The sequence below is a fragment of the Delftia sp. Cs1-4 genome, from assembly GCF_000214395.1.
In the GTDB taxonomy this organism is placed as follows: domain Bacteria; phylum Pseudomonadota; class Gammaproteobacteria; order Burkholderiales; family Burkholderiaceae_C; genus Comamonas; species Comamonas acidovorans.
Map to the genome: position 1 here is coordinate 752,703 of NC_015563.1, position 12,329 is coordinate 765,031.

General features: G+C 57.0%; 7 protein-coding genes and 1 pseudogene. 3 read left to right on the plus strand and 5 right to left on the minus strand.

The annotated features are described in order from the left end of the window. Window positions 1-126 precede the first annotated feature (126 nt). Entirely contained in the window at window positions 127-477 is a 351-nt protein-coding gene (locus DELCS14_RS03340; protein ID WP_013800432.1) for an EamA family transporter, read from the minus strand. 300 nt (window positions 478-777) lie between these two features. Here DELCS14_RS03340 and DELCS14_RS29645 point away from each other — a divergent pair, with 300 nt between their 5' ends. Then, on the plus strand, window positions 778-3,372 hold the full coding sequence (locus tag DELCS14_RS29645; RefSeq protein WP_157158231.1) for a hypothetical protein: 2,595 nt from the start codon (window positions 778-780) through the stop codon (window positions 3,370-3,372). Between the two features lie 922 nt (window positions 3,373-4,294). Here the strand turns inward: DELCS14_RS29645 and DELCS14_RS29650 are convergent. The 4 genes and pseudogenes from DELCS14_RS29650 to DELCS14_RS03365 all read right to left on the minus strand — a co-directional run bounded on the left by DELCS14_RS29650 (window position 4,295) and on the right by DELCS14_RS03365 (window position 10,156). Continuing rightward, a pseudogene (locus DELCS14_RS29650) lies at window positions 4,295-5,492 on the minus strand (IS3 family transposase). Window positions 5,493-5,722: 230 nt separating this feature from the next. Beyond that, window positions 5,723-6,760, minus strand: coding sequence for an acyltransferase (locus DELCS14_RS29655; protein ID WP_013800435.1), 1,038 nt, complete (start codon window positions 6,758-6,760; stop codon window positions 5,723-5,725). A 181-nt stretch (window positions 6,761-6,941) separates the two neighbouring features. Next, window positions 6,942-8,567 carry a peptide chain release factor 3 gene (locus DELCS14_RS03360; protein ID WP_013800436.1) on the minus strand — a complete coding sequence of 542 codons (1,626 nt, stop codon included), beginning with the start codon at window positions 8,565-8,567 and terminating at the stop codon, window positions 6,942-6,944. Window positions 8,568-8,638: 71 nt separating this feature from the next. Then, on the minus strand, window positions 8,639-10,156 hold the full coding sequence (locus tag DELCS14_RS03365) for a hypothetical protein (RefSeq protein WP_013800437.1): 1,518 nt from the start codon (window positions 10,154-10,156) through the stop codon (window positions 8,639-8,641). Between the two features lie 189 nt (window positions 10,157-10,345). Here DELCS14_RS03365 and DELCS14_RS03370 point away from each other — a divergent pair, with 189 nt between their 5' ends. Beyond that, window positions 10,346-10,444: a potassium-transporting ATPase subunit F gene (locus DELCS14_RS03370; RefSeq protein ID WP_013800438.1), complete on the plus strand. Its 99-nt coding sequence runs from the start codon at window positions 10,346-10,348 to the stop codon at window positions 10,442-10,444. 114 nt (window positions 10,445-10,558) lie between these two features. Then, entirely contained in the window at window positions 10,559-12,265 is a 1,707-nt protein-coding gene (gene kdpA / locus DELCS14_RS03375) for a potassium-transporting ATPase subunit KdpA (RefSeq protein ID WP_013800439.1), read from the plus strand. Window positions 12,266-12,329: the final 64 nt, after the last annotated feature.

Sequence of the window (12,329 nt, forward strand, 5' to 3'; positions counted from 1 at the left end):
TTGCTTCATGCTGGCTGCATGCTTTCTGGTTGAGAGTGTGGGTCGCAAATTCGGCATACGGATGAGGCTGATCGGAAACGAATGGTTCGTACGGAGTGTGGAGTGCGAGCGTTTGTTCCCGAGTGCTCACGATGCATGAGCAGTGATGGTGATTCCAGCAAGGATCAACGTGCCGCCGATGATGGTGGGCATGCGGATGGGCTCGCCAAGGAAGAGCCATCCCAAGCACGGAACGATCAGGAAGGCCAAGCCCATGAACGGGTAGGCTAGATGAAGAGGGGCATGACGCAGCACCCATATCCACACCAGCGTGGTGATCCCATAAAGAGCGAGGGCGGTGATGAGCCAGCCGTTGAAGACCCAGTGCTGCCAGCTTGCAGCCTCGGGCATGGACAGGGCTGCCTTCTTGAAGAGCATCTGGCCGAGAGAGATGCCGATTACACACAGGATGGTGATGGTGGTGAGTAGGGGAGTCATGGGTAAAGAACTGCAAGGCTAAAAGGCTGCAAGTCGAGCGTCAGGCTGGATGCTGCACATTGGTGCTTCCTAAAAGACGCTACAGTACATATGCAAATGTAATGCATAGAGGTTGAGGAAAAACTGCGCGAACTGGTACTTGACTGTCACTTTACAACGGAGGATATCGTGTCAGGTATGTTCGTGAAGAGTCGGACTATCCTTAGTGGCAACATTCGTGATATTGTGAAATTTTGGTGTGCATCGGTTTGAATTCTAGTTTAATATAACTGAGTTTTTAGATTTTTTAGATCTGGAAAATTGGCATTGAGAAAAGGAGAAGGCTTCTTGCCTTCTTTAAATTATATGAGCATGATCCGTTTACTGCTAATTCTGTTTTTGCTTATTACTTCTTCGGCTGGGTATGCTCAGAGTTCGGGCGTGCATCGGTCGCCGGGGGTGCTGGAGCGATGGCTTTATGAATCTTCCTCTGGAGGGCTCACGCTTGAAGGGTGGATGCTTGCCGGAAAGGATGGCAAGGACATACCCTCTCTGAGGCTTTCAGTTGCTGGGCTGGATTTTGAGTCTAAGGATGTGGGATGGGCCGTGAGGGAAGATGTTCAGGCAGATAATCCTGTGACAGGTGGGCAGATCGGGCTTGGGTTCAGGTGGGTGCTGCAGTTGCCTGACGATATGGCTGCGGGTGCGTATCCGCTAAGAATTGAGGCCACATATGCTGATGGTCATAAAGAATTTTTTCCTAATGGGACTGATAAATCTTATGTTATTGTGGAACGAATTAAATCTCGACATTGGTGGATGTTGGGTGTTGTTATTGCAGTGCTTGCGGTTATAAGATTTTTCGGGACAGGTCGCGGCATATTGGTGCGCACTTTCTCGAAGTGGGTGCGAGGTAAAAGATCTTATGTCATTGGTTTAATTATCTTTGCTGCGCTGGTTGCATTCGGAGTCACTGGAAGCTCGGTGAGAATGATGTTTGAGACACCTTATGGGCATAGCATTCTGGATGCTCGAGGTGGAAATGCCAAAATTTTTGGTTTGCGTTCTATCCGGGCTGATGAATGGGGGGTTTTGATGCCCAATGTGTTGGCGCAAATTCATCATGAGCCACCTTTTCCTGTCATCAACACCAATATCGGCCCTGATGGACAAAATATGGGAGTCATAGGCATGACTGGGGCTCCTGTGCTGCAGTTGGCTGCATTGGCGCGTCCCGCGACATGGGGATATTTCTTTTTGCCATTGCGACAAGCCATGAGCTGGCAATGGCAATTGCCGTTTTGGGGGGGGCTGCTGGCAGTTTGGTGTTTGCTCAATTTTCTACGGCCATGCCAGAGGGGATTGAATCTCGCAGTTTCGCTGACCTTTGCTGTTGCCCCCTATGCTGCGGCATGGTCTAACTGGCCTTTATATGCCACGATGTTTCCGGCGATGGCTTTTGTGTTGGCTGGTCATCTGTTGACGACTTCTCGGCGCTGGTTGGGTGTGGTTCTCGGACTGCCTCTGGGCTGGGCCGTGGCGGCGTGGTTTCTCGTGCTTTATCCTCCATGGCTTATTACGGTTGGTAGCGTATTGTTTTTTGTTGGGGTGGGTTGGTGCATAGATCAGCGTAGCCAGCTGAGATTCGGCTGGCCGCAGGTACTTGGTATTTTTGTCGCTATTGGTGTGGTCTCGGCTATTTTGGGCAGCTGGTGGTTGGATTCGCAAGAGGCTGTGGCCTTAATGAAGGCAACTGAATATCCTGGAAAAAGAGGGACCATACTGGGTGGAGATATGGCCTGGTGGTGGCATCTACGTGGCTATACGAATGCAGATACCGTTCTTCGTACATCGGGGCCCGAAACAAATCAATCCGAAATCAGTTCCTATTTCTTTTTGCCATTGCTGATGATTGTGCTATGCGTAATGCGCTGGAAAAATAGTTCGCAGTATCGATGGGAGATATTGGGGTGCTTTGTATTTATGGGTCTATACTGGATATATGGCTTCTATGGGTTTCCTCTTTGGTTGTCAAAATATTCCTTATGGGGGAATGTGCCCGTGACGCGTATGGATGTGGGAGTGGGATTGACTACCTGTATTTTGATCGCACTCTTCGCCACAAATCGTGAAAAATATTCCGATCTTGCGCGGCATACAACTATTAGACTGTGGAGAGGTTACTTGATTTCAGCAGGGGTGGCCGCTATGAGTGCCCTGCTTATTGCAGCAACTCTGATGCGTATGCCCAAAGTCTTCATGCCGGGAGGGAGTGTCATTTATACGGCTTCGATGGGGATCGCAGGAGCTGCCATATGCTGGTGGATGATGAGAGGTCGGACTGGGTTTGCTGTTGCCGCGTTGATTGCGGTGCATTTGCTTACGACACTTTCCTTTAATCCATTAAGTCGAGCGCCTCAGAGTATAGAACTAGCGGAGGGTAATCTTCCTTTTGTTATTGATTCCAATAATTCAGGGAGAAAGCTTAGAACTCTGGCTGTGAATGGTGGGGGGATAGGTCCCCTGATAATGTCTGGCGCAGGAATTCCTATGTCCAATGGTGCCTTGTATTATCCGCATAAGGATTTTTGGAGAAGAATGGGGGTTCCTGATTCTCAGTGGCCTGTGGTGAACCGTTACCAACATCTTTTCTTTGAGGTTGATGCCAGTGTAAAGGCTTCTGAGGGGTTTGTGGTTTATTCTCCTATCTTAGACCATGTTGGCGTCAAGATACATCCGCAGCGCTTTGATTTTTCAAGAACTGGAGTGCAAAGGGTTGTGGTGATTTCTGAGTATTCGCAAGATCTTCGCACTAACCCAACATTGCGATGGATAGGTGAATTCAAGGATTTGCATTGGTTTGAGGTTTTGGATAATTCTGCTGCCGAATTTCAGAAATCTCCTCTTCGGAATTGATGAAATTATTTTGCACAGAGTCGAAGAATATCCTGTGGATCTCGTGTCCATAATATGATGTGAGATTCCGGAGAGCCATGGTGCATTCTCCAGTGTACGGTCCCAGGAAGTCATGGTGTATTCTGCAGCCTGGCACAGGAGAAAGCACTTTGGCAATCCGCCAGCATGGCAGCGCCCGCACGACGTCGCGTATTCGCACAGGGCTCCAGCTAGCGACCGGTTCCCATCGGTCCTTCGCCAAGTTCTACGGCATCAAGCCTAAGACCGTGGCGAAGTGGCGTACCGCACCTCTGTGCTCGATGAGCCTCTGGTCCGCAAGACAGAGCAAGCCAAGAGCAAGAGCATCTGGCAATTGCGTTACGCAAGCAAGGGTATCTGTCGCTGGACGATCTCATGGCGCAACTGCTTGAGACAGCGCTCAAGCTCAGCCGCAGCGCCCTGCACCGTGCCTGCAGCGTCACGGAATCAGTCGACAGCCCGCAATGCAGGTGCCGCGAAGGAACGGAAAGTTTGAAGAAACAACGCTGGGCTCCGTGCACATTGACAGCGCCGAAATGAAGTTCTCCAGCGGCAAACAGCAAATGTTTGTCGCCATAGATCGCGTCAAGAAATTCATGTATGTCGCGCTCTCTAACAGGGCCACAAAAGCCAATGCAGCGCAACTCCTTCGATAGGTGCTTATGGCCTCCCCGTATCGCATTCATACCATTCTCACGGGCAACGGCATGGCCTTTACAGGGTAAGAACGCGTCAGAGGCTGCGTCACCGACACATACATCGGTCACATCTTTGAGCGGATCTGTTGATCAATGGCATCGAGAAACGACATAACAAGCCGTACCACCCCTAGACTAACGGCATGGTCGAGTTGGAGTTGGATTTGGAGTTGACCCGGTCCGGTGGACGGTTTCTGGTTTGATTCTCAAACCATCTGGGGTGCTTCGTCAGCGTACGATGGGTCGTGCTTGCAGGCATTGAATCGTGCCTGCTGGCTCCTTTCAAAGTTTAGAGGTGAGAGGTAACCCAGACCGCTGTGACGGCGCCTGGGGTTGTACCAACCTTCAATTCAAGTGAAGACGGTCATGCGGGCCTGAGCCTTTGACTCAAAGCTGTGACGCTCAATGAGTTCAGCCTCCAGGCTGGCGAAGAAGCTCTCAGCCATCGCGTTGTCATAGGCATCTCCCACAGTCCATTGAGGGGCGACACCCATCTGGCGGCGGCGCTCGCTGAAGGCCAAGCTGGTGTATTGGCTGCCCTGGTCACTATGGTGGATGACGTCTTGCGGCTTGCGCTGGGTCAGCGCCATGTTGAGCGCCGATAGCACAAGGTCGGTCGTCATTCTCTCGCCCATAGACCAACCCACCACACGCCACACGTTGATGACCACGGCCAAGTAAAAGAACCTCGTCCAGGTGGGCGCGTAGGTCATGTCGGCCACCCAGAGTTGATTGGGACCGCTGGACTTGAACTGGCGCTTGACCAGGTCGTTGGCGGGTGAGACACGTTTGTCTTGGCGCGTGGTAATCATGAAGCCACGGCGGCGGCTGATGCACTGGATGCGGGCCAGACGCATGAGGCGCGCAACACGCTGTCGGCTGATGGAGACGCCTTGCTCGATGAGCTCGGCCCTCACGCGCGGCATGCCGTAGGACTCGTATGAGTCCTTGTGAATCTGGCGTATTCGTTCGGTCATTACCGCGTTGGTGATGCTGCGCTGGGAAGACCTGCGCTCTCGCCAAGCGTAGAAACCGCTGGCGGATACGCCTAGAACACGGCACATGGTGCGCACGGGGAGTCGGCCTGGTTTGCCATCACGAGTCCGAAGACTTCATCGAAGTCGCATCGATGCGACTGGCAAATCAGGCCATAGCCTTTGCCAGGATGTCACGCTCCTGCTGAACTTGACGCAGTTGTCTGCGCAGCCGTACCAACTCCTCGCGCTCGACGCAGGTCAAGCCTTCCTTGCCGCTATCAATGGCGGCTTGACCTACCCAGTTGGTGATGGACTGCGCGGTGACGTTGAATTGGCGTGAGAGTTCGGCAGGCGTGCGTCCGGCACGTACCAACTCGACTATCTGCCGCCTGAACTGCACCGGATACGGCGGCCTGACTTTGGAAATTTGCGGCTCCTTGAACGCAAAGAATGATGTGTCCACGCAACCGGGTCAACTCCAATACATCCTCTTGGTCCAGTCTGAAGAATGCAAATGACTTTCTGTTATCGTACATCTAGGGTGGCTCGGATTCATTATTGGAGTAGATATATAGTATTCCTTGGTTTGTTGCATTGGGTAGATAATGGGGGATTATTGCAGCGTGACTTGGTGAATAAGCAACTGTTCTTGCCCTGCTAATTTTGATTGACTAGCTTCTTAGAATTTGGATAATTATTCTTCCACCGTAGCGCGCGTGACTCTAGTAGCAACCAAGATGCATATCCTGCGCAGATGGAAAATGCGAAAGTTAGGAGAAGGCTTGGAAGAAATCTCATGTCTGGCCATAATGTCTCGACCGATTGCGCTATCGGATATCCATAAAGATAGATGCCGTATGAGGGATCTCCGAGCCGGCTGAGCCAGTTTTCTTTCGCGGGAAGATTTCCTAGATATATAATAAGCGGGGAAAGTAAGAAGAAGCGCGATGTGCCCGTATAGGGTGTTAGAAAATAAATGGCAGCCAAGAGTGGGGTAATGTAGAAAAGCAGTTTGCCTCCGTGTAGTCGGAACCATTCTTGGTGCAGGGCAATGAGTGCTCCCGAAGCAAAAAATGCTGGATATTCGACCCAGTGATTGATTCTTCCTGTAATATCGGAGTTTTCGAACCAGAGAAAACTTGCGATATAGATGAGTAAGAGAATTTTGAAGAGCACAGTCTTGCGAAGAATCCCTGCTAGACCCAATCCAGCCAGAATTAGGTAGCAAATGAACTCCATCGGGATGGTCCAATAGACCCCATTCACTGCTCCAGGATTGGGGGTTTTCACGAATGCCCCAGGGATGGTGCCATACTCCTGTATCAGTGTTAAGTTAATCCAGAGAAAATGCCAGGTTGCCGTGCTCTGTAGGTATTCGGCTAGTGACTGGCTTCTGGATAAAAGGCCAAAGAGGAAAACTCCGCAAAGAACGGAGCCCAGCATTCCTGGCCATAGACGCAGGACACGTTTCCAGAGAAAGGGGAAAAATTCTGGCTGCCTGTACCAGCTCTGTGTCACCAGATAACCGCTGATGCAGAAAAACACCATGACACCAATTCCACCCATCATGGACCAGTTCAGCCATGGAGTCTCCAGCCAGGCTGGTGGAGTGTTGCCCGTGAGTGGATAATGGTGCGAAAAAATAACAACCAAGGCGGCCAGAATTCTTATTTTATCCAGTTGATTTCTATGCATGTGATGCGATTTTTTGAGGAGTGACTGATGCCTCAAACTATAGTGCGGGAATTGTTGTATTTATTCATTCCTTCGGGTTTTCGAAAGCCTGGAATATTTCCCTATCCTGTCTATTTCTGGCCTACAGGCGAATCGTTTTGTTCATGCCGGTGCGGTGACAGGGCAAGACGCCCTGGCCACTTTAGCTAGCCTGCAAAGCCAACCCCGCATGCTCGCGCAGCGGATGGAAATGTATCTTCGGAAACCGCTCCTGCGCCAATCGCACGTCATAAGGTGACGTGCACAGATAGGCCAGCGTATCGGCCGCATCGCGCGCCATGCGCAGCGGGTAGGCGTTCTCGAATTCGCGCAGCTCGGCCGGGGTGTCGGCCGTGATCCAGCGAGCGCCGGTGTACTGGCAGCCTTCCAGGCGGATGTCGCAGTCGTATTCGGCGTTCAGGCGGTGCTGGACGACTTCGAATTGCAGTTGGCCCACGGCCCCCAGCAGCATGTTGCCGCCGGCCTCGGGCTTGAAGACCTGGATGGCGCCTTCCTCGCCCAGCTGCATCAGGCCCTGCTGCAGCTGCTTGGTGCGCAGCGGGTTCTTTAGCACCACGGTCATGAACATTTCCGGGGCGAAGAAGGGCAGGCCCGTGAATTGCAGGTTGGTGCCGTCGGTGATGGTGTCGCCCAGCTGAACGCCGCCGTGCGTGGTGAAGCCGATGATGTCGCCCGCATAGGCTTCTTCCACGGCCTCGCGGCGCTGGCTCATGAAGGTCACGACCGAGGTGGGGCGCAGCTCCTTGGCAGTGCGCTGGACCTTCATCTTCATGCCGGGCGTGTACTTGCCCGAGGCCACGCGCACGAAGGCGATGCGGTCGCGGTGGTTGGCGTCCATGTTGGCCTGGACCTTGAAGACCACGCCGGAGAAGCCTTCGTCCTCGGGCTGGATGATCTTTTCCACAGGCTGTTTGTTGACCAGCAGCGAGCTTTTGCGGGGGCCGGGCGGGGGCGACATGTCGACCACGGCATCCAGCACTTCCATGACACCGAAGTTGTTCACGCCGGAGCCGAAGAAGACCGGCGTGAGCTTGCCTGCCAGGAAGGCCTCGTGGTCCCAGGGGGCCGAGGCGCCCTGGGCCAGTTCCATGCTTTCCAGCGCATCGTCGAAGGACTGGCCGAAGCGTGCGCGCAGCTTGTCGGCCTCGGCCAGGGGAATGGCCTCGAAGTCCTGAGGGCGGCGTTCGCTGCCGGGCTGGAACACCGTCATGGTCTGGGTGAGCAGGTTGATGATGCCGCCGAACTGCCGGCCCTGGCCCACAGGCCAGGTGACGGGGCAGCAGGGCATGCCCAGCTCGCGCTCGACTTCGTCGAGGATGTCCAGCGGATCGCGCACTTCGCGGTCCATCTTGTTGACGAAGGTGATGATGGGCGTGTCGCGCTGGCGGCAGACCTCGATCAGGCGGCGGGTCTGCGATTCCACGCCGTTGGCGGCGTCGATGACCATCAGCGCCGAGTCCACGGCCGTGAGCACGCGGTAGGTGTCTTCCGAGAAGTCCTTGTGGCCGGGCGTGTCGAGCAGGTTGACCACGTGGTCGCGATAGCTCATCTGCATGACCGAGCTGGCCACCGAGATGCCGCGCTGCTTTTCGATTTCCATCCAGTCGGAGGTGGCATGGCGGCTGGCCTTGCGGCCCTTGACGGCGCCCGCGATCTGGATCGCGCCCGAGAACAGCAGCAGCTTTTCGGTCAGCGTGGTCTTGCCCGCGTCGGGGTGGGAAATGATGGCAAAAGTCCGGCGGCGCCGGGTTTCCAGGGCGTAAGTCAAGGGGGAATCCAGGAGATGGGTAAATAGCAGGGCGCGCGTACCGGCTGGCGGCTGCGGCGAACCGGCGCATTTTACAGAGCGCGTGTCGCAAGCGGGTTGTCGGAGGAATCCGCCAATGCCTTCGGCGAAGCGGTTGTTACAGCATTTGCTCCGGAGATGCCGGGACGAGATATGAGTACAGCCAAAAGAGCTGGCGTGAGAGCGAAGAATGGCAGCAAGTATCGATATTCGCCTGCAGTAGCGAAGACCGCAATGGCGATCAGGTGAATGGCTGCTGGCACGCTGATCAGCAAGGCTGGCAGGTTCTTTTGGCGCACGCCATGCCACAGGACCATGGCCAGCAGCGCGAAGCCCAGCCAGGGCGTCCACAGCAGCCAGCGCCAGGCATGACTTTGGCGAAGCAGGCCGCGCAGCGCGGTTTCTGCGGAATCCAGCCTGAAAATCCGCATTTGCGATTGCGCCTGGGTGCGCTTGATCACATAGCGGGCATAGTCGAGCGCCGGAAACCCGCCCTGGGCCAGCGCGGCCGACAGAAGCACATTGACGCGGCTGGCCGTCACATCGGGCAGGTTGTGCCAAAGGTTGTAGCGCAGGAATTCACGCGCCAGCTCCTTGCGCTGTTCTTCGGTCAGGCCGAAGAGCTGAGGCCCCTGCGGATGGAACACCAGCATGTCCCAGTAGACCGGGTCCGAGTAGGCAAGCATGAGCTGGCGCGGAGCATGGCCTTCCAGGATTTCCAAAGTGCGTGCCGACAGCTTGGGCGACTGCAGTACCCAGGGGTCGTTCATGAGAGGCTGCTTTTGCCAGAGGTCGTTCATGGCCCTGGGCTGCAGCAGCTTGACCGTTTCGAAGAGCACCAGTGAATCCGTGGCGCTTTGCGCAGCAGGCTTGTGCATCTGCGTGCCCGCATAGGCCAGGGCACACCACAGGCCGATGATGGCGCACAGCGGCAAGCGGCTTTTGCGGTGGACCAGAAAGATCGCAACCACGGCTGGTGCCAGAAAGAGGATGCCGTTGGCGCGCACAAAAACCGCAAACGGCAGTGCCAGCGCGATGAGGGCCAGGCTGGCATGGCTATGTCGCTTCTGGCTGCAAATCCACCAAAGCTCGAACAGCAAGGCGCAGGAGGCCACGGCGAAGACGGCGTCTGGATACAGCGTGGCCATGAAATAGACCATATGAGGCGCCGCGCAGACGAAGACCAGCAGCACGGCGTACAGCAGGCGGTGCCCGCGCGCCCAGTACCAGGCCAACATGCGCGCAAAGAAGAGGGCGCACAGCAACAGCAGGATGGCAACGGGCACCTCTACCCTGTGGGTGACGCCATATGTCCAGCGCACGAAGTAGTACCAGAACACGCTCTTGCCCGAGCGAAAGTGCTCGGGCCTGTCCACTTCCTGGAGGATGGCCGAACTGTCCTCGCCCAGTACGCCGGGCCAGAAGACCAGCAGCCATCCCAGATAGATCAGCACGAGCAGGCCGGCGCTGGCCAGGAAGGCGCGGCGCTCGTTGGAGCCTTCAAGACGGGCCTGCGCGGGCACGGCCGCGGAAGTCGGTGGGCCGGTGGCGGAGAGGTATCTGCTGTTCATGGGCCGTCGACGATGCGTTCAGGTCCTTGGGTAGTGGCAGTGCGGTCAGCGGGGAGCCGCTCATCTTCTTGATGCCGTCTTGATACGGCTCCTGCCAATCTCAACCCATCCTTGACAGCCCCGGCCCTAGAGTTTTCCCCATCGCAACAACAGGTGCCGCCAAGCGGTGCCGATGCGGGAGAAATTCCTATGACCCTGACCGAAATCACCGGATGGCTGGGCGCCCTGGGCGCCCTGGCTGTGTTTGTCTACCTCGGATACGCATTGCTGCGGCCCGAGCAGTTCTGAGGTGGCGCAGATGCAAGACCTGATCTTTATCGCCCTGAGCCTGGGCTGCTTCGGGGGCCTGCTGGCCTTCGTGGCAGCGCTGGGCCGGATTTGACTGCCTGAAAGGAGACCTCCATGTGGTTGACCTGGATGGAATATGCACTGGTGCTGCTGTTGATGACGGCGCTGGCCGTGCCCATGGGGCAGTGGCTGGCACGCTGCTTCACGAGTGAGCACCATGCCTGGATCGAACGGCTGAGCTTTCGCGCCCTGGGCGTGAACCCGGCCGAGCGCATGGGTTGGCAGCGCTACGGGCTGGCGCTGCTGCTGTCCAACGGCGCCATGCTGCTGCTGGGCTATGCGCTGCTGCGCCTGCAGGGCTGGATGCCGCTCAATGCGCTGGGCAATGCGGCGCAGACACCGGACCTGGCCTTCAACACGGCCGTGTCCTTTGTGACCAATACCAACTGGCAGGCGTATTCGGGCGAGAGCAGCCTGTCCAACGCCACGCAGATGGTGGCCATCACCTTCATGATGTTCGCTGGCGCGACCACGGGCGTGGTCGCCGCGGCGGGTGTCATCCGCGGCCTGGCGCGCTCCAGTGCCTCGGACCTGGGCAACTACTGGGTGGACTATGTGCGCATGCTCTGGCGCGTGATGCTGCCGCTGAGCTTTGTGGTGGCCCTGGTCTATGTGTGGCAGGGCGTGCCGCAGACGCTGGATGGCCAGGCCTGGGCGACGACGCTGGAGGGCGCTCGCCAGCAGATTCTTCTCGGCCCCGTGGCCAGCCTGGAGAGCATCAAGCACATCGGCACCAACGGTGGCGGCTTCTTCGGCATGAATGCGGCCCATCCGTTCGAGAACCCCACGCCGCTGACCAACGCATTCCACATCCTGGGCATGCTGCTGATCCCGTCGGCGCTGACCTATGCGCTTGGCTCCATGCTGCTGCGCCGTCGCCAGGGCTGGGTGCTGTTCGGCGCCTGCCTGGTGATGTTCGTGGGCTTTCTGGCGCTGGTGTTCACGGCCGAGCAGGCCGGCAATCCGCTGCTGACGGCCGCAGGTGCCGACCAGCAGATCAGCGCCACCCAGCCGGGCGGCAACATGGAGGGCAAGGAGCTGCGCTTCGGCATCGCCGATACGGCGCTGTTCGTGGCCACGACCACGGCCGCGACCACAGGCTCGGTCAATGCCATGCATGACTCGCTGACGCCGCTGGGCGGGCTGGTGCCGCTGGCACAGATGATGCTCAACTGCGTGTTCGGCGGTGATGGCGTGGGCCTGATCAACCTGCTGCAGTACGCCATCCTCACGGTCTTCCTGGCCGGCATGATGATCGGCCGCACGCCCGAGTTCCTGGGCAAGAAGATCGAGGCGCGCGAGATCAAGCTGGTGATGCTGGCCGTGATGGCGCACCCGATCTCAATCCTGGGCTTCACGGCGTTGGCTGCGGTCTGGCCCGACACCATGGCCAGTCTGACCAATCGGGGGCCGCACGGCTTCTCGGAGGTGCTCTATGCCTATGCCTCGGGCACGGCCAACAACGGTTCGGCCTTTGCGGGCCTGAATGCGAACACGCCGTTCTTCAACACCACCATCGGCCTGGCCATGCTGGCGGGCCGGTATCTGACGCTGCTGCCCATGCTGGCCCTGGCCGGCAGCCTGGCGGCCAAGCCCACCGTGCCTGCGGGGCCGGGCACCTTCCCGACGGCCACGCCGCTGTTCATGGGGCTGCTGGTCTTCGTGGTGGTCGTGGTCGGCGGGCTGACCTTCCTGCCTTCGCTGGCCCTGGGGCCCGTGGTCGAGCAGCTGCAGATGCTGTCAGGACAGGTCTACCCCTGAATCCCTGAGCCAGCTGAGCCCGTTTTTTTCTTGGCCGCCGGTTCTGCCTTGGCAGGGCCGTGCG